Origin of the sequence: Sphingobium olei (assembly GCF_042678845.1) — a bacterium.
In the GTDB taxonomy this organism is placed as follows: Bacteria; Pseudomonadota; Alphaproteobacteria; order Sphingomonadales; family Sphingomonadaceae; genus Sphingobium; species Sphingobium olei.
Genome location: NZ_JBHTLS010000135.1, coordinates 367,335 through 387,031 on the forward strand (window position 1 = coordinate 367,335; position 19,697 = coordinate 387,031).

The 19,697-nt window shown below is 67.1% G+C and carries 18 protein-coding genes; 8 read left to right on the forward strand and 10 right to left on the reverse strand.

Annotated elements, in window-relative coordinates; translation table 11 throughout:
• The first annotated feature begins 130 nt into the window (after positions 1-130).
• Positions 131-1,174 (forward strand): LacI family DNA-binding transcriptional regulator, encoded by a 1,044-nt coding sequence (locus ACFQ24_RS21550; RefSeq protein ID WP_380915035.1) that lies wholly within the window; start codon positions 131-133, stop codon positions 1,172-1,174.
• Here ACFQ24_RS21550 and ACFQ24_RS21555 read toward each other — a convergent pair.
• The gene (locus tag ACFQ24_RS21555; RefSeq protein ID WP_380915037.1) at positions 1,138-2,772 is read right to left on the reverse strand and encodes a glycoside hydrolase family 43 protein; all 1,635 of its coding nucleotides are present in this window, start codon (positions 2,770-2,772) and stop codon (positions 1,138-1,140) included. The genes ACFQ24_RS21550 and ACFQ24_RS21555 overlap by 37 nt on opposite strands.
• On the reverse strand, positions 2,769-4,013 hold the full coding sequence (locus ACFQ24_RS21560; RefSeq protein ID WP_380915039.1) for an MFS transporter: 1,245 nt from the start codon (positions 4,011-4,013) through the stop codon (positions 2,769-2,771). The genes ACFQ24_RS21555 and ACFQ24_RS21560 overlap by 4 nt, the downstream gene beginning before the upstream one ends.
• 352 nt (positions 4,014-4,365) lie before the next feature.
• Between ACFQ24_RS21560 and ACFQ24_RS21565 the strand changes: the two genes are divergently transcribed.
• Positions 4,366-7,275 carry a TonB-dependent receptor plug domain-containing protein gene (locus ACFQ24_RS21565; RefSeq protein WP_380915041.1) on the forward strand — a complete coding sequence of 970 codons (2,910 nt, stop codon included), beginning with the start codon at positions 4,366-4,368 and terminating at the stop codon, positions 7,273-7,275.
• 402 nt (positions 7,276-7,677) lie between these two features.
• Entirely contained in the window at positions 7,678-9,531 is a 1,854-nt protein-coding gene (locus ACFQ24_RS21570) for a glycoside hydrolase family 127 protein (protein ID WP_380915451.1), read from the forward strand.
• Between the two features lie 31 nt (positions 9,532-9,562).
• Here ACFQ24_RS21570 and trmB read toward each other — a convergent pair whose 3' ends face one another.
• From trmB to ACFQ24_RS21595, 5 genes are all read right to left on the reverse strand, one after another.
• Positions 9,563-10,270 carry a tRNA (guanosine(46)-N7)-methyltransferase TrmB gene (gene trmB / locus ACFQ24_RS21575; RefSeq protein ID WP_380915043.1) on the reverse strand — a complete coding sequence of 236 codons (708 nt, stop codon included), beginning with the start codon at positions 10,268-10,270 and terminating at the stop codon, positions 9,563-9,565.
• 256 nt (positions 10,271-10,526) lie between these two features.
• A complete protein-coding gene (locus tag ACFQ24_RS21580; RefSeq protein ID WP_380915045.1) occupies positions 10,527-10,706 on the reverse strand; it encodes a hypothetical protein in 180 nt (59 codons plus the stop codon).
• 270 nt (positions 10,707-10,976) lie between these two features.
• Complete coding sequence (gene metK / locus ACFQ24_RS21585; RefSeq protein WP_380915046.1) at positions 10,977-12,182, reverse strand: methionine adenosyltransferase; 1,206 nt, start codon at positions 12,180-12,182, stop codon at positions 10,977-10,979.
• A gap of 60 nt (positions 12,183-12,242) precedes the next feature.
• Positions 12,243-13,871, reverse strand: a complete 1,629-nt coding sequence (lnt, locus tag ACFQ24_RS21590) for an apolipoprotein N-acyltransferase (RefSeq protein WP_380915453.1) — start codon at positions 13,869-13,871, stop codon at positions 12,243-12,245.
• A gap of 8 nt (positions 13,872-13,879) precedes the next feature.
• The gene (locus ACFQ24_RS21595) at positions 13,880-14,518 is read right to left on the reverse strand and encodes a YqaA family protein (protein WP_380915048.1); all 639 of its coding nucleotides are present in this window, start codon (positions 14,516-14,518) and stop codon (positions 13,880-13,882) included.
• Positions 14,519-14,741: 223 nt separating this feature from the next.
• On the opposite strand from ACFQ24_RS21595, the gene ACFQ24_RS21600 reads away from it, so the two are divergent.
• The 5 genes from ACFQ24_RS21600 to ACFQ24_RS21620 all read left to right on the forward strand — a co-directional run bounded on the left by ACFQ24_RS21600 (position 14,742) and on the right by ACFQ24_RS21620 (position 18,078).
• Positions 14,742-15,524, forward strand: coding sequence for a hypothetical protein (locus ACFQ24_RS21600; protein ID WP_380915050.1), 783 nt, complete (start codon positions 14,742-14,744; stop codon positions 15,522-15,524).
• A 72-nt stretch (positions 15,525-15,596) separates the two neighbouring features.
• The gene (locus tag ACFQ24_RS21605; RefSeq protein WP_380915052.1) at positions 15,597-16,211 is read left to right on the forward strand and encodes a DJ-1/PfpI family protein; all 615 of its coding nucleotides are present in this window, start codon (positions 15,597-15,599) and stop codon (positions 16,209-16,211) included.
• A gap of 65 nt (positions 16,212-16,276) precedes the next feature.
• The gene (locus tag ACFQ24_RS21610; protein WP_380915054.1) at positions 16,277-16,924 is read left to right on the forward strand and encodes a glutathione S-transferase family protein; all 648 of its coding nucleotides are present in this window, start codon (positions 16,277-16,279) and stop codon (positions 16,922-16,924) included.
• A gap of 150 nt (positions 16,925-17,074) precedes the next feature.
• Positions 17,075-17,641 (forward strand): hypothetical protein, encoded by a 567-nt coding sequence (locus ACFQ24_RS21615; RefSeq protein ID WP_380915056.1) that lies wholly within the window; start codon positions 17,075-17,077, stop codon positions 17,639-17,641.
• An 89-nt stretch (positions 17,642-17,730) separates the two neighbouring features.
• On the forward strand, positions 17,731-18,078 hold the full coding sequence (locus ACFQ24_RS21620) for a hypothetical protein (protein WP_380915058.1): 348 nt from the start codon (positions 17,731-17,733) through the stop codon (positions 18,076-18,078).
• An 82-nt stretch (positions 18,079-18,160) separates the two neighbouring features.
• Here the strand turns inward: ACFQ24_RS21620 and ACFQ24_RS21625 are convergent, their stop codons facing one another.
• The 3 genes from ACFQ24_RS21625 to ACFQ24_RS21635 form a co-directional block, all read right to left on the reverse strand.
• Positions 18,161-18,889 carry a hypothetical protein gene (locus ACFQ24_RS21625; protein ID WP_380915060.1) on the reverse strand — a complete coding sequence of 243 codons (729 nt, stop codon included), beginning with the start codon at positions 18,887-18,889 and terminating at the stop codon, positions 18,161-18,163.
• A 276-nt stretch (positions 18,890-19,165) separates the two neighbouring features.
• Entirely contained in the window at positions 19,166-19,357 is a 192-nt protein-coding gene (locus ACFQ24_RS21630) for a hypothetical protein (protein WP_380915062.1), read from the reverse strand.
• Between the two features lie 81 nt (positions 19,358-19,438).
• A complete protein-coding gene (locus ACFQ24_RS21635; RefSeq protein ID WP_380915064.1) occupies positions 19,439-19,678 on the reverse strand; it encodes a hypothetical protein in 240 nt (79 codons plus the stop codon).
• Positions 19,679-19,697 lie beyond the last annotated feature (19 nt).

Consider the following 19,697-nt stretch of genomic DNA (forward strand, 5'->3'; position numbering starts at 1 on the left):
GGCGTTCCGGGCCGGGTCGGGGGCGCCCGGCGGGGCAGGAGCGTCGATCTACGCCCTTTTGCCCCCTTTGCCAGCGGCGGCGGCTGGACTAGATCGAGCTTTGGCTTTGTTGAAGGCAAAGGGGGTGGGCATGGCGAGACCGGATCGTCCGGCGCGGGGCGCGACGATCGTCGATGTGGCGGCGCGCGCGGGCGTATCGTCCATGACGGTGTCGCGGGTCATCAACGGGCGGTCGGGGGTGAGCGCCGAGACGCGGGCGGCGGTGGAGGAGGCGATCAAGGCGCTGGCCTACACGCCCAATGTCGCCGCGCGCAATCTGGTGACGTCGAGCGAGCTGCGCATCGGGGTGATCTATTCCAATCCCAGCGCCGCCTTCATGAGCGAATTCCTGACCGGCGTATTCGAGGAGGCGTCGGCCCGCAGCGCCCGGCTGATGCTGGTGAAGGGCGAGGGCGGGCGGCCGCCGCCGACCGCTGCGGTGGAGGAGCTGGTCGAATCCGGGGTAAGCGGCGTGCTGCTGGCGCCGCCACTGGGCGAGGCGCCCGAAGTGCTGCGCGTGCTGCGCGGCGCGGGGTGCATCATGGCGGCGGTGGGCGCGTACCAGTCACCGGACACGATCTGCGTGCGGATCGACGACCGGGCGGCGTCCTATCAGATGACGCGGCTGTTGCTGGACCTGGGCCATCGGCGGCTGGGCTTCGTGCTGGGCAATCCCGACCAGGCGGCGAGCGCCGAGCGCATGGCGGGATTCTACGCCGCCGTGCGCGAGCGGGGCGGGGTGGAGGTGCAGGTGGCGCAGGGTGACTTCACCTATATGTCGGGCCTGGCCGCCGCCGAGCAGTTGCTGGGCGCGGGCGACCCGCCGACCGCGATCTTCGCCAGCAATGACGACATGGCGGCGGCCGTCGTCTCCGTCGCGCACCGCCGTCATCTGGACGTGCCGGCCGAACTGACCGTGGTGGGATTCGACGACACCACCGCCGCGCTGACGCTATGGCCGCCGCTGACGACCGTGCACCAGCCGGTGCGCGCACTGGCGGCCGAGGCGCTGGGCCTGCTGATCGCAGAGATCGGCGCGAACGGCCGCAATTCGCGGGTGCCGCGCGAAAAGATATTGGAGCACCGGATCGTCGAGCGTCAATCCACCGGGGCGCTCAAAGCCCCTTCCCGATAGACGAAGCGGGCGAAGTCGGCGGGCGTGCCCGCGCCCGACAGATCCTGGCACGCCATGCCGACGAACGCGCCGGTGAAGTTGGGGAGGCGGGGCAGGCTGACTTCATCCGACAGGATGCTGGCGTCGTGGACGTCCGGCAGGATGCGCCAGTCGGGGTCGCCCCCCGCCCGCCAGCCGAAGGTCAGGCGGTCGCCGTCGACATCGGCGCGCAGGTCGATCATGCCGTCGGGCAGGCCGTCCGCCAACACTTCGAAGCTGTTGCCTTCGGGATTTTCGGGCGAGGCGGTGAGCAGTTGGAGCTGGCGTCGTCCCTCCTCCGCGCTGATGCAGAGATAGTAAAATTTGGTGCTGTTATAGTAGTAGATGAGGCCGGCGGCCTGCTGGAAGCAGCGGGGGGCGAAGTCGAGGGAGGTCGTCGCGGTGAAGCGGAAGGCGGTCTGCCGCCGCGCCACCAGCGCCTGTTCGAACAGGCTGCCCACGGTCTCCCGGCCATGGAGGCGCAGGAAGCCGGGGCGCTCCGTCAGGCTGAACAGCCGGTCGGCGTGCGGGCTGCGCAGCCATTGCAGGTCGAGCGGGAGGTCCGGCGCGTCGAAGCGGCCGTCCCAGGGGACGATATCCCAGGGCGCTGGCGGCAGGTCGGGCGCGGGCGGGGTCGGATCGGGGTGTGCGTCGCCGGCGATGGTGCGCAGCCAGCCATCCTCGCCCCATTGCATCGGCTGGATCGCGGTTTCGCGGCCCATGACGCAGCGCTCGCGCCCCGACAGCGGACGGCCGCACAGATAGGCGAGCCATGTCGTACCGTCCGCCAGTTCGACCAGGTCGCCATGCCCCGCGCGGGTGATCTCCATGTCCTTCCGCCCCGCGCTGGTGAGCACCGCGCCGTCGGGATGCACCTCATAGGGGCCGAGCAGGTCGGGCGAGCGGGCCATGACCACGGCATGATCCCAGCCGGTGCCGCCTTCCGCCACGAGCAGGTGGTAGAAGCCGCCGCGCTTGTACATATGCGGCCCTTCGGTGAAGCCGCGTTCCGTGCCCTTGAAGATCAACGTGGGTTCGCCCACCAGCTTCATCGTCGCGCGGTCCAGTTCCTGCGCCTGGATGCCGGCGAAGCGGCCATGGCCGGGGCGATGGTCCCACAGCATGTTGAGCATCCAGCTGCGCCCGTCATCGTCGTGGAACAGGGCCGGGTCGAAGCCGCTGCTGTTGAGATGCACGGCGTCCGACCAGTCGCCGTCGATGGTGTCGCAGGTGACGACATAGTTGGGGAAGTCCCGCAGCGACATGCCCTTCGCGCCCTGCACCGTGGTCGCGCCATAGCGTTTGACATCGGTGTAGATCAGCCAGAAGCGGCCATCGGCGTAGCTGAGGTCCGGCGCCCAGACGCCGCAGCTGTCGGGATCGCCGCGCATGTCGAGCTGCCCCGGCCGATTGAGCGGACGGGCGACCAGCCGCCAATGGACGAGGTCGCGGCTGTGGTGGATCTGGACGCCCGGATACCATTCGAAGGTCGAGGTCGCGATGTAGAAATCATCGCCCACGCGCAGGATCGACGGGTCCGGATTGAAGCCCCGCAGGATGGGATTGGAGATGTTCGTCATTGAGGCTTGCGCACCAGTGTCCACAAAAGGGCGGCGCCGAGCAGGTCGAGCACGCCGAGCAGGATGAAGAAGGGTTCGTAGCCGACTTGATCGACCATCTGCCCCAGGGAAAGCGAAAAGATCAGCACGCCCAGATTGCCCGCCAGGCCCGCCATGCCCGCGGCGGTCGCGACCTCGTTCTTCGCGAACAGATCGGACGCCATGGTGATGACGGTGACGGACAGCGTCTGGTGCGCGAAGCCGCCCAGGCACAGCAGCGCGATCGCGGCATAGGGATTGGTCGCGAAGCCCACGAAGGCCATGCCGGTCATCAGCACCGCCCCGAGGGAGAAGGCCCAGCGGCGCGCATCGATGAGGTCGACGCCGCGCCGCTGAAGGAAGGCGACGACCGCCGGGCCGAACAGGCAACCGAGATCGGCGGCGAGGAAGGGCAGCCAGGCGAAGAGGGCGATCTGGGTCAGGTCGAAGCCGCGCACGCGCGCGAGGTAGAGCGGCATCCAGAAGGAGAGCATCCCCCACACCGGATCGGCCAGCAGGCGCGGCAGGGCGATGCCCCACAGATCGCGGCGGCGGGCGAGGGTCAGAACCGAGGGCTTGGCTGCCTTCGCGGCGAGGCGCAGTTCCTGGTTGTTGAGGATGTAGTCGCGTTCCTCCGCGCTGAGGCGAGGGTGGCGCATCGGGCTGTTGTAATGGAGATACCAGAGGATCGCCCAGACGAGGCCGATGCCGCCCGCGACGACGAAGGCCAGCCGCCAGCTGTGCACCATCACCGCCCAGGCGACCAGCGGCGGGGCGAAGACCGCGCCGAAGGACGCGCCGATATTGTAGATGCCGCCGGCGACGCCGCGCTCCTTGGACGGGAACCATTCCGCGACCAGCTTCTGCCCCGCCGGCTGGGCCGATCCTTCGGCAAGGCCGAGCAGGCCGCGCAGCGCGGCGAAACCGAACCAGCCGTTGACCAGGCCGTGCGCCATGGTGACGAGCGACCAGACCGCGACGCAGAGGGTGAAGCCGATTTTGAGGCCCACGCTGTCGAGGAAATAGCCGGCGAGCGGCTGGAGCATCACGCCGAGCTGGAACGCGCCGGTGATCCAGCCATATTCCACGCTGCTGATCCTCTGTTCTTCCAGGATCACCGGCGCGGCGACGCCGAGCACCGAACGCGACAGGTAATTGATGACCATCGCGCCCACGAACAGGCCGATGATGGTCCAGCGGAACTTTCCGACGAGTTTCAGCATGGCGCGACGAGGCCAGCCGAATCGGGCGCCTGCCCGATTTTCCCGAAAGGGGCGGCGCGGCGTGTCCGGGTGCGGACCGTGCCGGCTTGCGGGCATTTGTGGTTCAAAAGCAACATCCCCTCTCAATAACTCTTGTCAGAGTATTGACAACAACGATCGTCCAGTTAGTAGGCTCTTGTTAGCGCTAACTACAAATCTGTCGAGTCTTTGTTACGGGCTGGGCGGCAGCGGCGTAACAACGGGGCCTGATCGCCCCGCAATCGGATGCAAAGCATCATCATATGGGGAGAGCAGGATGTCAGGTTTCCAGTTTCAACGTGGTCTGATGCGCGCGGGTTGCGCGATGGCGAGCATGGCGGCTTTGTCCGTCGGCCTCGCCTATGCGCCTGCCTTCGCCCAGGCCGCGGGTCAGGCCGCCACGAGCCAGACCGCCGCGCCCCAGGAGGGGGAAGAGCGCGCCGCCGCTCCTGACATCATCGTCACCGGATCGCGCATCAAGGCCAGCGGCTATACCGCGCCGACGCCGACCACGGTGGTCGATGAGACCGCGATCCAGGCGAATGCGCAGCCCAACATCTTCACGACCATCGCCCAGCTGCCCTCGCTCCAGGGGTCCAGCGGCACGCAGACCAACACCTTCAGCACGTCGAGCGGCCAGCAGGGTCTCAGCAGCTTCTCGCTGCGCGGCCTGGGCGCGATCCGCACCCTGACCCTGCTGGACGGCCAGCGCGTCGTAGGCGCCAACGTGACCGGCACGCCCGACATCAGCCTCTTCCCCCAGTTGCTGGTCCAGCGCGTCGACGTGGTGAATGGCGGCGCGTCGTCCTCCTACGGGTCGGACGCGGTCGGCGGCGTGGTGAACTTCATCACGGACACGCGCTTCAAAGGCCTGAAGGGCAACATCCAGGGCAGCATCACCGACTATGGCGATGACGAGACCGTGCTGGTCCAGCTCGCCGGCGGCAAGAGCTTCGCCGACGACACCGTCCACCTGATCGTCAGCGGCGAATATAGCGACGAGGCGGGCGTCGGTCCCGGCCCGTTCGGCATCGGCCTGGCCGGCGGGCGCGACTGGTTCATCCAGCGCACGCTGGTCAACCGCAACATCACCAATGACGGCAACCCGCAGCTGGTGCTGCGCGACTATGCCCAGTCGATCGGCTTCACCAAATATGGCCTGATCACCGCCGGTCCGCTGCAGGGCATCGCGTTCGACCAGTCGGGCCGGCCCTTCCAGTTCCAGTACGGATCGAACGGCGTGCCGGCGCGCAATGCGGCGGGCACGGTCATCGGCTGCGACTTCGGCTTCTGCCAGGGCGGCGACGTGTCGGGCAACGTCGATTCGGGCCGGTCGATCAAGTCGGCCATCGAGCGGTTCAACATCTACAGCCGCCTCGGCTACGACTTCGCGCCCAACAACGAGGTCTACGTTACCGTTAACGTCGGCCAGGTGAAGACCAACAACCAGCCGATCAATGGTCAGAACCGGCCCAACCTGACGATCCAGTGCGAAAACCCGTTCGTGCCGCAGATCGTGCGCGACCAGTGCGCCGCGTCCGGCATCACCAGCTTCCGCTTCGGCACCAGCAACGCGGCGCTGGGCAATACGCGGGTCTATACCGACCGCCGCCAATATCGCTTCGTTGCGGGGGCCAAGGGCGAGTTCCCGGTGCTGGGCACCGACTGGAACTACGACGCCTATTATGAGCATGGCATCAACTACACCGACATCGACGTGAAGAACATCCTGCTGTCGCGCCGGTTCGACCGGGCGATCGACGCGATCAGCCTGAATGGCGTGATCGTGTGCCGCGATCCGGTGGCGCGCGCCAACGGGTGCCAGCCGCTCAACATCATCGGCGGCACGCCGTCGGAAGCGGCGCTGCGCTATGTCCAGCCCGAAAACGGACCCTATCAGCGCACCAAGCAGACGCAGGACGTGGTCAGCCTCAACTTCTCGGGCCAGCCCTTCGATAGCTGGGCGGGTCCGGTGTCGGTCGCGTTCGGTGGCGAATATCGCCGCGAATTCTACCGCGTGAACGCCGATCCCTATGGCGCGGGCGGCACCAACACGCCGTTCAACGCCGACTATCCGGCCGATCCGGTGCTGCTGGCGGACGGCGTCAACTGGTATGCGGGCAATTATCGCAACGGCCGTGGCGCTTATAACGTCAAGGAAGGCTATGTCGAAGTCGACGTGCCGGTCATCAATTCGGACGCGGCGGGCCGCGCCAACATCAACGCCGCCGCGCGCGTCACCAACTATTCGACGTCGGGCACGGTGTGGACGTGGAAGGTCGGCGGCACCTGGGAACTGCCGATCGACGGCTTCCGGCTGCGCGGCGTGACGTCGCGCGATATCCGCGCGCCCAACCTGTCCGAACTGTTCGCAGCGCCCGTCACCACGACGCTGCCGAACTTCTTCGATCCGTTCAACAACCGCAACGTGCTGGCGCTGCAATATACGGTCGGCAATCCCGAACTGACGCCGGAAATCGCGCGCAACACGACCGCCGGCATCTCGCTGTCCAACCCGTCCTGGCTGCCGGGCTTCAGCGCGTCGTTCGATTGGTACAAGATCAAGATCGACGACGTGATCGGCAGCCTGGGCGCGGGCGATATCGTGAACTACTGCTTCACCGGCATCCTTCCGCAGACCTGCAACTCGTTCAACCTCAACAATCCGAACGGGCCGAACTTCATCAACGTCCAGTCGTTCAACTTCGCGTCGATCAAGACCGAGGGTTTCGACATCGAGGCAAGCTATCAGTGGCGCAATCCGCTGGGCCTGCCGGGTACGCTGACGCTGCGCGGCCTGGCCACCCATGTCGCCAAATATATCAGCGACACGGGCCTGCCCGGCACCATCCCCAACGACCAGGCGGGGCAGAATCTGGGCGCGACCCCGGACTGGAAATGGATGGCGCAGCAGACCTATTCCAACGACCAGTTCTCCTTCTTCCTGCAGGAACGCTGGTTCAGCGACGGCGTCATCAGCAACAATTATGTCGAGTGCGAACCCGGCAGCTGCCCACTGTCGACCGGCAACAACCAGACGATCAGCCCGCAGGACAACCAGATCCCCGGCGCATTCTACATGGACGTTGGCGGCACCTATAATCTGACGCCGCAGATCACCGCCTATTTCAAGGTGGACAATCTGTTCAACCGCGACCCCGCGATCGTCCACATCTTCTCCAACCCCGCGCTCTACGACGCGCTGGGCCGGACCTATCGCGCGGGCGTCCGCTTCAAGATGTAACCGGAAAGCCGCGCCGGGGCGGTCCGTAAGGGCCTGTCCCGGCGCGGACTACGACACTGGGGAGAGGACTGGAAAAAGATTTGCCCTGAAACGGCGGCATCGCGATCACCATCCTCCCGTCGCCTTGCCTGCTTCCTCTCCCCCTTTTCTTCGCGCCGGGTCCGCCCGGCTCCTTTTTTGACAGGACACGCCGGATCGAGCGGCGATTTCCGGCAGGGAATGGTTGCCTTTTGTCGGAGTAGAACGGTAACATCCCTGCATGCCAGCGCGCAGCGCGCCACAGGAGAGACCACCGTGCCCCATCTTCGCCCTTGCACCGGCCCGTCGCGCCGGGACTTGCTCGCCAGTGCGGGCGCCGCCGCTGTGACGGCTGGCCTGGGGGCCGTGTTGCCGGCCACGGCAATGGCGGCCGAGGCCGCGCCCGGCGCGGTGGCGAAGCCCGCGCGGCTCCAGCCGTTCGACATGGCGGACGTGACGCTGGCGGAGGGACCGTTCCTCCACGCCCAGCGGATGACGGAGGCCTATCTGCTGCGGCTTCAGCCCGATCGGATGCTGCACAATTTCCGCGTCAATGCGGGGTTGAAGCCCAAGGCGGCGGTCTATGGCGGATGGGAGTCCGAGCCGACCTGGGCCGAGATCAACTGCCACGGCCATACGCTGGGCCATTATCTGTCCGCCTGCGCGCTCGCCTACCGATCCACCGGGGACAAGCGGTTCAAGACGCGGGTGGACTATATCGCGGGCGAACTGGCCGCCTGCCAGAAGGCGGCGGGATCGGGGCTGGTCTGCGCCTTTCCCGACGGGCCGGCGCTGGTGGCGGCGCATATCCGCGGCGACAAGATCACCGGGGTTCCCTGGTATACGCTGCACAAGGTCTACGCGGGGCTGCGCGACGGGGCGCTGCTGGCGGACAGCGCGGTGTCGCGGGAGGTGTTGATGCGGCTGGCGGACTGGGGCGTGGTTGCGACCCGGCCGCTGACCGACGCGCAGTTCGAGGCGATGCTGGCGACCGAACATGGCGGCATGAACGAAATCTATGCCGACCTCTATGCGATGACCGGCAAGGACGAGTATCGCGCCCTGTCGCAACGCTTTTCCCACAAGGCGGTGATGGAGCCGCTGGTGAAGGGGCGCGACCTGCTGGACGGGATGCACGCCAATACGCAGGTGCCCAAGATCGTCGGGTTCCAGCGCGTCTATGAAGTGACGGGCGACGATCGTTACGCGCAGGCGGCGTCCTTCTTCTTCCGCACGGTGGCGCACACCCGGTCCTTTGCGACGGGCGGGCATGGCGACAATGAGCATTTCTTCGCCATGGCCGATTTCGACCGGCATGTGTTTTCGGCCAAGGGGTCCGAAACCTGCTGCCAGCATAATATGCTCAAGCTCGCGCGGATGCTGTTCATGGCCGATCCGCAGGCCGACTATGCCGACTATTATGAGCGCACGCTCTACAACGGCATCCTGGCCTCGCAAGACCCGGACAGCGGCATGGCGACCTATTTCCAGGGCGCGCGGCCGGGGTACATGAAGCTGTACCATACGCCCGAGGACAGTTTCTGGTGCTGCACCGGAACGGGCATGGAGAATCACGTCAAATATCGCGATTCCATCTATTTTCACGACGACCGGGCGCTGTACGTGAACCTGTTCGTGCCGTCCGCCGTCGCGTGGAGGGAGAAGGGCGCGACGCTGGTGCAGCGCACGACCTTCCCCGACGCGCCGACGACAAGCCTGCAATGGAAGCTGCGCGCGCCCACCGAGATCGCGCTGAAGCTGCGGCATCCGCGCTGGAGCCGGACGGCGGTGGTGCTGGTGAACGGGCAGGAAGCGGCACGCTCCGCGACGCCGGGCAGCTATGTCGAGCTGGCGCGGACATGGAAGGATGGCGACCGGGTCGAGCTGCGGCTGGCGATGGAGCCTGCGGTCGAGCGCGCGCCGGCCGCGCCCGACATCGTCGCTTTCACCTATGGGCCGATCGTGCTGGCGGGCGCGCTGGGGCGGGAGGGGCTGGTGCCCGGTGCGGACATCATCGTCAACGAACGCAAATATGGCGAATATAACAAGAGCGAGGTGGCCGTGCCGACTATCGCGGGTGACCCCGAGCGGCTGGCGAGCCAAGTGAAGCCGGGCGCGGGGCCGCTGGAATTCAGCATCGCGGCGGAGGATGGCGCGCCGGTGCGGCTGATCCCCTATCACCGCATCGCGCATGAACGCTATGCGACCTATTGGAAGGTGAAGCCGCGCACGGCCTGATCGGGCCGACCCGGCGCGGGGGGGCGCGGGGTCAGTCGGCCAGCGGGCGGCGGCGGTAGCGGAAATACCAGACTTCGTGGCCGAGGCGGCGGGCCTTTGCCTCGTAGCGGGTTTCGGGCCAGCCGCCGGGGCGGTTCTGAAAGTCCTTCGGCTCGCTCGCCAGCCAGTCGAAGTCGGGATGGCCGTTCATCACCATCAGCGCCCAGCGCAGATAGACCGGATGATCGGTGCCGAAGCGGAATTCGCCGCCGGGCTTCAATTTCCGCGCGATCATCGCGACCGGGCCGGGGTTCATCATGCGGCGCTTGGCGTGGCGCGCCTTGGGCCAGGGGTCGGGGTGGAGAAGATAGACGAAGCTCAAGGCTCCGTCGGGGATGCGGGCAAGCACCTGGAGCGCGTCGCCCATGTGCAGGCGGATATTGGGCAGGCCCTGGTCGCGGACATGGCCCAATGCCTGGACGACGCCGTTGAGGAACGGCTCCGCGCCGATGAAACCGTGATCGGGCAGCAGGTCGGCGCGCCAGGCGAGATGCTCGCCGCCGCCGAAGCCGATCTCGAAATGCAGGGGCCGGTCGGTGCCGAAGAGGGACGCAGCGCTGACTTCGCCTTCCTCCGGCACGGAAATGGCGGGGAGGAGGGTGTCGACCAGTTCCTGTTGGCCCTTGCGGAGCTTTGGCCCCGACTGGCGGCCATAGAGGCGGTTGAGGGTGGTCGGATCGCCGGACTTGTGCGCTGTCATGGGGTGCGCCGATAGCGGGGCGCGGGCGCGGGGGCAAGCGGGCGGCGTCGCGAGGGAGGCGACGAGGGAACCCACGATCCTGCCCCCTTCCGCCGGTCCCTTGAGGAGGGCAGGACAGGAGAAGGGGGCAGGAAGTCAAGCGGCTGGCCGGGCGGCGCAGGGAACGCGGCCCTTGGCCGGCAGGGGCGGGTCTGAACCCCTTCCGCCGGTTCGTCGACTTTTTCAGGGACGGTTCAGTGCAACGTAACGGGGGAGATTATTTGCACTTGATGAAGCGGCCTTTCGCATCCTTGCAGGGCGCCTTTTTGACGGGCGCCTTGGGGGTGCATTTGACGAACTTGCCCTTCGCGTCCTTGCAGGGTGCGGCGGACGCGGGAGCGACGCTGCCGCAGGCCAGGGCAAGTCCGAGGAGGGCAGTGGCAACCAACTTGGTCATGGGTCGTCTCTCAATGCAGAAGAGAGGGGTTGCCGGGCTCGACAGGGGTGCGAGCCCGACGCCCTGTTTATGCGCCGGAGGGCGGCGCTTTCCTAATGAACTTTTCGTCATGTTGGGGACAGGAAAGGGGACGCGAAAAGGGCGCCGGAGCGGGTGCTGCCGACGCCCTTTTTCGGGTTGGGGTGTGGGGCTGCGGCCCTCCCCGCTGCGACTAGGGCGCTGCGCGCCCGAGTCTCGCTGCCCCTCCCCGCGCGGGAGGGGGTATGACTGTCAGAGGGCGGCCTTGAGCTTTTCGACCAGGTCGGTCTTTTCCCAGGGGAAGAAGTCGCCTTCGGGCTTGCGGCCGAAATGGCCATAGGCGGCGGTGGGCTGGTAAATGGGCTTGTTGAGGCCGAGATGGGTGCGGATGCCGCGCGGGGTGAGGCCGCCGAGGTCCGCGATGGACCTGATCGCGTCCTCGATCTTGTCGTCACCAACGGTGCCGGTGCCGTGGGTGTCGACATAGAGCGAGAGCGGTTCGCTGACGCCGATCGCATAGGCGATCTGGATGGTGCAGCGGGTGGCGAGGCCGGCGGCGACGACATTCTTGGCGAGGTAGCGGGTGATGTAGGCGGCCGAGCGATCGACCTTGGTCGGATCCTTGCCGCTGAACGCGCCGCCGCCATGGGGCGACGCGCCGCCATAGGTGTCGACGATGATCTTGCGGCCGGTGAGGCCGGCGTCGCCGTCCGGCCCGCCGATTTCGAAGCTGCCGGTCGGGTTGATGTGATAGACCGTCGCGTCGGACAGCAGGTTGGCGGGAAGCACCTCCGCGATGACGCCCTTCACATAGTTTTTGAGTTCCGCTTCCTTGTCGCCGGTGTCGTAGCCCGGCGCATGCTGGGTCGAGACGACGATGGCGGTGGCGGCGACGGGCTTGCCGTTTTCGAAGCGGAGCGTCACCTGGCTCTTGGCGTCGGGTTCGAGGAAGGGGGCCGCGCCCGAGTGGCGGTCGGCGGCCATTTTCGCCAGGATCTTGTGGCTGTAGTCGAGCGTCGCGGGCATGAGGTCGGGCGTTTCGTCGCAGGCGAAGCCGAACATGATGCCCTGGTCGCCCGCGCCTTCATCCTTGTTGCCGGCGGCGTCCACACCCTGCGCGATGTGGGCGGACTGGGCGTGGAGATTGTTTTCGAAGCGGAAGCTTTCCCAGTGGAAGCCGTCCTGCTCGTAGCCGATGCGCTTCACCGTATCGCGGACGGCCTTTTCGATTTCTTCCTGCGCGCCCGGAGCCCATTGGCCGTTTTCATAGACGCCCTTGCAGCGGATTTCGCCGGCGAGGACGACGAGCTGGGTCGTGGTCAGCGTTTCGCAGGCGATGCGGGCTTCGGGATCCTTGGACAGGAACAGGTCGACGATGGCGTCGCTGATCTGGTCCGCGACCTTGTCAGGATGGCCTTCGGACACGGATTCCGAGGTGAAGAGATAGTTCGAACGCATGGTTGCTCCAGTCTGATGCTGTGTCTGCGTATAAAGAAATCTTTATGTGCAGCGGACGCCTTAGCGGGCGGCGCGGCGCGATGCAATGGCGGCGGCGATCAGCAGGCCGGCGAAGAGGAAGGGGAGGAGGTTGCCGAGGCGCGCGAACAGCGTGGGCGGGAGCGCCGGGGGCAGGCCGGAGTCGAGATAGCCGGCGCGGTGGAGGCCGAGCGATCGCAGCACCTGGCCGCGCGCGTCGATCACCGCCGAAACGCCGGTGGGGGTGGAGCGGAGAATGGGGATGCCCTCCTCCAGCGCGCGGAGGCGGGCCTGCGCGAGATGCTGGACCGGTCCCCAGCTGCCGAACCAGGCGTCGTTGGACGGGTTGAAGAGGAAGGCGGGGCGGTTCTTCGCGTCGACGACTTGCCCTGAGAAGATGATCTCGTAGCAGATCTGCACGCCCATCTTCATTTCCGGGCGGCCGGTGGCGGCGGGCAGGGTTAGGTTTTGCGGACCGGGGCCGGGATAGAAGTCCGCGTCGCCCGGCACGAGGCGGGAGAGGCCGAGCGGGGTCAATATCGCCCGCATCGGCAGATATTCGCCATAGGGCACCAGATGCGCCTTCGAATAGCGGCCGGCGATGGTCGCGCGGGGGGTCACGATCCAGAGGCTGTTGTTCGCGCCGGCGAGCTTCTGCGTCGTGACGCCATTTTCGGTGACGGGCTTGAACCAGACCTTGTCCGCGCCGGTCATCAGCAGGTCGCCGGGACCGAGCAAAGCGGCGAGGCGGGCGCGCCAGTCGGGCTCCATGTCGAGATAGGCGGGGATGGCGGCTTCGGGCCAGAAGAGCAGGCGCGGGGCGGGGCGCGGCTGGCCCGAGAGGGCGGCGAGGGTGCGGAAATGGCGATATTCCGCCTCCACCGAATATTTCTCGTCCTGGCCGATATTGGGCTGGACGATGCGGATGCGCGGCGCGCCGGGCGGGGTGGGGGGCGCGGGGGAGAGGTTGCCCCAGAGGGCGAGGAGGAGGAGCGGGAGCCCGAGGATCGCGGCGGGGCGGAACTGGCGGCGCAGGGCGAGGAGGAGCGCTCCGGCGGCGAGGATGGCGAGTGCGCCGAGGCCATAGGTGCCGATCAGCGTCGCGGCGATGGCGATGCCGGTGGGCAGCAGGCTGACGCCCAGCGGGTTCCAGGCGAAGCCGGTAAAGAGGGTGGCGCGCAGATATTCGGCGACGAGCCAGGTGGCGGCGAAGAAGAGGGAGAAGGTGGCGCTGGCACCCACCCCGCTGCGACCAGGCGGCTGCGCCGCCAAGTCTCGCTGCCCTTCAAACGAGTCGCGTGCCTCGTTCGAACTGGAAAGGGAGGGGCGTTTGCGGGAGAGCCACCATGCGCCCAGCGTCGCCAGGCCCGGATAGACCGCGAGATAGAGCGAGAGCAGGATCACCGCGCCATAGCCGAACCAGTGCGGCATCGCGTCCTGATAGGTGAAGGCGTGGGCGATCCAGTTGAGGCCGAGGGTGAAATGCCCGACCCCGAACAGCCAGCCGCGTGCGAAGGCGGCGCGGCGGTCGGGGGCGGCTTCGACGAGGGCGATCAGCAGCGCGAGGCAGGCGAGGGTGACGGGCCAAAGCCCAAGCGGCTCGAACCCTGTGGCCGACAGGAAGCCGGCGGCGATCGCGGCCAGGCGCGGACGGGCAAGGATCGCGCGCATGGGGGCGCTTAGCGGCCGATCGTCGCCATGGTGGCGTTGCTGCACTTGTCGCTCTTGTGCGTGCCCCCGCTCAGCATCGAGGCGGCGAGGAAGCCGCCGACGATCAGCAGCAGGAAGCCGGCGGAGAGCAGGGCCAGATATTTCTCGATGAACGCCTTGATGGGGCGGCCGAATTTCCAGAACAGGAAACCGACCAGGATGAATTGCAGCCCGCGGCTGAGGATGCTGGCCCAGAGGAAGGTGAAGAGCGAGAGGCCGACGAAGCCCGCCGTGATGGTGATCAGCTTGAAGGGGATGGGCGTCGCGCCCTTGATCAGGATGATTTCCGCCCCGTAATCGCGCAGATAGCAGGCGGCGACCGGGAATTTGGCGGAAAGGCCGAGTGCGGCGAGGATCTGATGCCCGAGCGCCTCATAGAGGAAATGGCCGATCGCATAGCCGAACAGCCCGCCCAGCACGGAGGCCAGCGTGCAGATCACCCCGAAGCGGATCGCGCGTTCGGGCTTTGCCAGGCACATGAGGCCGAGCAGCGGATGCGGCGGGATCGGGAAGAAGCTCGATTCCATGAAACTGACGGCGAAAAGCCATCCTTCGGCATGGCGGTGCGCGGCCTTTGCCAGCGTCCATTGATAGAGCCGTGTAAGCATCGGAGGCTGACCTAGCCGAGATCATTCCGGGTCGCCAGCGCTTTCGCAGGTGCAGCGTGGAGAGCGGCTGGTTTGTTTGAGCGCCTCCGGCCTGCCGGGAGCCTTTAGAGTGCCTTCGGCCTGCCGGGAGTCTTTTGAGCGCCTCCGCCCAACAGGGCTACGGCGTTGACCTTCACGCGCCGTCTGGGCATGACGCCATCTTCTGCTTGTCCGGTCGCGCCAATTGAACATCCCTCCGATTCCCTGGGCCAAGGTGCGGCAGCGCGCGGGCGGGCTGGCTTTCGCGCTGGTGCTGAACCTGCTGCTGCTGCTGGCGCTATTCACCCTGTCGCCGCGCTTCGAGCCGCCCAGGCAGGAGGATCGGCTGCCCGTCACCTTCGACGTCGAGGCGGGGGAGAAGACCGAGCAAGCCCAGGCCAAGGCGGAAAAGGCGCAGAAGCGCGAGCAGGACCAGGCCGCCCCGCAAAAGGCCGCCGAGCCGGTGGTGCGCCCGCCCGTCCCGGTCGAGAAACCCGCCGAGCAGCCGCCGTCCCCATTCCCCTTCCTGACGCTGAGCCGCGAGCAGATGGCGTCGGCCGACATCGGCAACATGCCCAAGGCGGCGCAGGGCGCAGGCGCGGGCAAGGGCGACAGCGCGGCGGTATCCGGGCCGGGCGAGGGGCCGGGCGGGGTCCAGCTGTTCGAGGCGGAATGGTATCGGCGGCCGAGCCATGCCGAACTGTCCCCCTATATCCCCGCCGACGCGCCGGCGCGGGGCTATGGCCTGGTCGCGTGCAAGACGGTCGATCATTATCATGTCGAAAATTGCCAGACGCTGGGCGAAGCGCCGCTGGGGTCGGGCTTTGCCAAGGCAGTGCGGCTGGCGGCGTGGCAGTTCCTGGTGCTGCCGCCGCGCGTCAACGGCAAGGTCATGGTGGGGAGTTGGGTGCGCATCCGCATCGACTATACCCGCACGATGGTGGGCGACGACGGACCAGGACGCGACGGACAGGCGAGCGGCGAATAGCCTTTCCGCGCCGGGTGGACCGCGCGCTTGGCGCGGCCCCGCGGCATGAGGGCTGCGAGGGAGAGCAAGGCGATGCGCGCGGCAATTGTGACGTTCGACGGATACAACGAACTGGACAGCTTCGTCGCGCTGGCGCTGCTGAACCGGGCGGCGGGATGGCGGGCGGAGATCGTTTCGGATAGGCAACGAGTTGTGTCGATGAACGGGGTGGGCATCGACACTGCCCAGCCGATCGAGGCGCTGCCCGATTATGACGTGGTGCTGATCGGCAGCGGGGTGCGCACGCAGGCGGTGGCGGCGGACGCGGCGCTGATGGCGCGCATCCGGTTGGACCCGGCACGGCAGATTATCGGGGCGCAATGTTCGGGCGCGCTGCTGCTGGCGCGGCTGGGCCTGCTGGACGACATGCCGGTATGTACCGACACGACCAGCCGGCCCTTCGTCGAGGCGGCGGGGGCGGCGGTGATCGAGGCACCGTTCCATGCGCGGGGCATGATCGCGAGCGCGGGCGGGTGCATGGCGGCGCATTATCTGGCGGCCTGGGCGATCGCGACGGGCAGCGGGGCAGAGGCGGCGCGGGCGGTGATCGACTATGTGGCACCAGTGGGCGAGAAGGCGGAGACGGTCGCGCGGGTGATGGGCGTGGTGACGCCCTTCCTGACGCCGCAGGAAACAGTTGCAATCTGATACGGGATCGCCATGCTGCGGCCCGACCGGATGACTGTCCGACCTGATGAGAGGAGGATGCCTGTATGATTATCCACGGAGCGCGGCCGTCGCCCTTCGTCCGCAAGGTGATCGTGTTCGCGGCGGAGAAGGGGATCGACGTGGAAGTGCAGCCGGCGGGTTTCGGCCGGGGCGGCGAGGGCTATCTGAACGGATCGCCCTTCGGCAAGATACCCGCGCTGGAGGATGGCGATTTCCTGCTGTGCGATTCGACCGCGATCATAACCTATATGGATGCACTGAAGCCCGGCGAGGAGATGATCCCGGCCGAACCCAGGGCGCGGGCGCGGACGATATGGTATGAGGAGTTTGGCGACACCATCGTGCAGGCAGCCGGGGCGAAGATCTTCTTCAACCGGGCGGTGGCCCGCTTGGTGAAGCGCGAGCCGGACCTGGCGGCGGCGGACCGGGCGGAAGCCGAGGAGATGCCGAAAATCTACGATTATCTGGAAGGCGTGCTGCCGGAGGATGGCTGGCTCGTCGGGGGCCGCTTCACGCTGGCGGACCTGGCGGCGGCGTGCCCGATCATCAACGTCGCCTATGTGTCGGACGCGCCGGAGAGCGGGCAGTGGCCCAAGCTGGCCGCCTGGCTGGCGGCGGTGAAGGCGCGGCCGAGCGTCGCCGCGGCGCTGGAGGCGGAAGCGCCGACGATCGCGCCGATGCTCGCCAAATAACCTATCTGGAACATTCTGCTTGACAGCGTCACGCTGATCTGGCAGAGATGTGGATATTGGGAAATTGTGACTCGCCGGTGCGGCGTTCGGAAGGGCTGGTCCTGCGAGGGGCCGGCCCTTTTCGGCGTGCGCGCGGCAGGAGGGGGCATCATGGGCAAGAGCGAGGGCAGCGTGCTGGTGACGCAGCGGCAGCGCGCGGGGGGCGAGAGCCGGCCCCAGCAGCGCAAGCGCCGGTCGGACGGGTGGAGCAAGGCGGACGAGGCGCTGTTCCTGCAGATGCTGGCGGAGACCTGCAACGCCAGCGAGGCGGCGCGCGCGGCGGGCAAGTGCCGGGCGGGAGCCTATCGCAAGCGGGCGGCCGACCCCGCCTTCGCCCGCGCCTGGGACGAGGCGCTGGACATGGGCTATGCCGAGATCGAGCTGATGCTGATGCGCGCCGCTCTGTTCGGCAGCGAGAGCGAGGAGGTGACGAGCGACGGCGAGGGCGCGGTCAAGGCGCGCAAGGTCCGGCGCGCGCCGGACCTGGGCGTGGCGCTGCGCCTGTTCCTGGCCTATCGCGATCGGGTGGCGGGCATCCGCGCGCAGCGACGCGTGAGGGGGCAGGCGGGGAAAGGAGCGGGCGGCGGGGACGGGCGGCCCGACAGCGCCGCCGCGATCGCGCAAGTCGAGGCGATGATGGCGGAGATCGCCAGGCGGCGTGCGGCGGCGGGGGCGTGAGGGTTCGGGCGAAGGGGGTTGGCCGCCGGCGCGTGAACCTCTATCGCGGGTGGCGCGTTGCCGGGGCGAACGGGATGAGAGGAACGATTATGCGAGCGAGGATGGCGGCGGGTGTGGCGCTGATGTTGGCGGCTGGATTGTCCGTTGGGCTGGCGGGATGCGGCGAGAAGGCGGAGCAGCCGGTGGCGGCCAATGTTGCCGCGCCGGACGCCGGGGCGGCTGCGGAGGTGGCGAAGCTGGACCCGAGCCTGCGCGACGGCGTGTTCCAGAAGGCGATCAAGGCGAGCGGCGCGGCCTGCCCCGCCGTCACCGGATCGGAACGCGCCGAGCTGCGCCCCGGCGTGCGCGGATGGCGCGTGCATTGCGACAATGACAGCGCGCATCTGATCGAGATCTTGCCCGATGGCACGGCGAAGGTGACGAGCCGGCGGGATTGAGGGGGGCTGGGGGCTGACTGACCGGAAAAATCGTGAAGGCGCGATTGGCGGACGAGCGACCTTGGCAGTATTGGTGCCTACATTATCCGTGGTTAACCTGTTCCCGCGCCCGCGCCGCGATTGCGGCGACACGACCGTTGGGCTTGTCCGACGGCGTTTCATTGCGTACGGCGACCCCCTTTGTTCTATAGAGACGGTATCGCCTCACAACCAGGGCGGCAAACACCGCGAGCCCGATAACCGACCTCAGGCCCATTTCCCGTCCCATCATGGGAGTGTGATCAAAGGCACGTGGAAACAGACTGCCAATCACATCGATTAGCAGTGCAGGCCCCACGATAAAAAGAGCCACGATCTCCAATGTCTGGAATGCTACTGGACGACCGGACGGCAAAGGGGCGCTCGGCATGTCCGCGAGACTTGCTTCGACGCGAGCAATAGCCCGCCTTGTGCCAAACCAATGGTACGCTACCACGAGCAACGGCCACCAAGTTAATATGATGAGCGAGCCTATAAACGAGGCACCGGGCACCATGGAGCCGTCGATAATGCGGTCCAGCCCTGAGGAATGCATAAGGCTGAGCGTCATGATCGTGATGGGAATTGTTAGGATGAAGCCCCACTTCAAAGCGGCGTTAACGGGCTGCATTGTCCGAGCAAAGTCGAGGACCAGTGTTTGGTGTTGATCAGAGGTGAGCCATACGGCTCGTTTGCCATCGTTTCGTACCATACGGATACCATTGGCGTCGCGGAAGCTACGATGCTCAAAACGGCGCGTGGCGGCGACGATGAGAGGATTAGGGGTCATCATTTCAGTCCTCTCTACCGTGAACCGTCCGGTAGGTTATCGCGAAAAGGTAAACAGCAGCTTTGTCTGAGCGTTCTTCTTTCTGAAAAATGCGACGGCTTCCAGGATCAGTTTGCCGCCCTTTTCTGAGCATTTTTGGCTCGATCCCTGCCATTTTCGTCACCCCGGGCTTGACCCGGCATCCCGCTTTCTTGGGGGCTACTGAGCGAGCGGGAGTCCGGCCCAAGGCCGGGGTGACGATTGGGTGGGGTTGGGGGCCGCCGGCCGCCGCCTCGCCTCCTAGTGCAGCAGCGCCCAGAGGCCGGCGATGAGGGTGGCGCCGCCGATGGGGGCGGCGAGGAGGAGGATGAGGTTGACGCCGATGAGGAGGGCCAGCGTCCTTTGCTGGCGCGCGGTCAGGCGGCTGGCGGGCGGTTCGGGCTGCGGCTCCCAGGGGGGCGGAGCGGGATAGTCCTTGAGGTCCAGGAACATGGCGACTTCTCGCAGTTGCGGGAGAGGTCATCATGCCCGGCTTTGATCGCCGCGCCAGCCGGGTTGCGGTTTGTCGAGCCGTCAGCGCGGCGTGTCGTTGTCGCGCGCGCTGTCGTTGCCGAGCGCCCGGTCGCTGGCGAGCGCCAGGGCCTGCGCGCTGCCGGTGGCGGGCTTTACCGTGTCGGGTTTGTGCGCGATCACGCCCGCCGCGAGCGAGCCGCCACCCACGATGAAGGCCGCGCCAAGGATGGAGAGGAGGAGGCGCGGATCGGTGCGCTGGCTGGGATAGGGGTTCTTGTCGTCGAAACGCATCATGCCCATGGGCAGGTCTCCTTTGTTG